Genomic DNA, 1,033 nt, shown 5'->3' on the forward strand with positions numbered 1-1,033 from the left:
GATCGGCGCCGGTATTATTGTTACTAGTTGTGGGGCATATGGCAGCGGCGGAAAGGACCATCGCAAACGTACTTACGACCGCCGCCATGCCCACGACTTTACAGATATACATTCATCTCCTCCTGAGTGCATTAAGTCAACCTCACTAAATGGCTAGTGGTGACCATTAGAGAAAGCCTCAGCCAAAAGGTTTCTACTCACTAAGGCCCGTAACAGTCCTGGGAATACTAGCTCGGTTTGCGCGATGCGATAGTCTCTGTCTCAGCGATGCTCACGCGTATTCTGCAGCACAGCGGCGTTTTCTGCTTGGTCTTGCTTTAGCAGTCGATTCTCTGAGAGAAAGTGCCCTGCAACCTGCCTAAAGGCAAGCTGCAGAGCGGAAAGGAAAGAAAAAGGAAGGTGTGATCAGGAATGCTTCTGGTGGCGCCGGACGAGGCCAAACACGCCTAGAATGCCAGTGGCCAAAAGACCGTAAGTCGAAGGCTCCGGAACGCTCGAACCCGGAGTCACCGGCACGCCGCCGCTTGTGACATCAAACCAGATATGTTCGTCATTTACGATGCCCGAAATCCCTGGCTGTAGTGAACCGGCAAGTACTTCTCCGTTCCCCTGGCCATCTCCAAAGCCGACTGCGGCTGGAAAGCAGGAGCTGCCGGCTGTTCCCGACGGGCAGAAACCGCCGGCGCCACCGCTAGCGTCGCCTACTTCCCATTGCATGGTGGTATAGAAAAAGCCGATCTGCCCCTCACCCGCCGGCACGTTATACCCTGGCCCACGCAACACAAGCTGAAAAGTATCGAGCTTGTCGGCATGGGAATTGTAATACCCGACGCCGTTCCACGTGATGATGTCTTCATTTGGCAACTGGGAAAGGTAAACCACTCCGCTCCCGGATCCGCGCGTATCGACATCGGCAAAGAAAGGCGAAATGATGGGCTGTGTGGCGCCCGTAGGTCCGTTTGGTGTGTAAGCGGCGATACCATTGCCGAAACTGATATTGCCGTTGTTGTTGATCCAAAACTGGGTATAGTTG

Annotated in this window: 1 protein-coding gene; it reads right to left on the bottom strand. The window is 54.3% G+C overall.

Annotated features, from left to right (window positions below):
• Positions 1 to 405 precede the first annotated feature (405 nt).
• Positions 406 to 1,033: PEP-CTERM sorting domain-containing protein (locus VKV18_RS07915; RefSeq protein ID WP_324203668.1), on the bottom strand; the 628-nt coding region annotated here is incomplete at its 5' end.

Source organism: Chthonomonas sp. (genome assembly GCF_035294505.1).
GTDB lineage: Bacteria > Armatimonadota > Chthonomonadetes > Chthonomonadales > Chthonomonadaceae > Chthonomonas.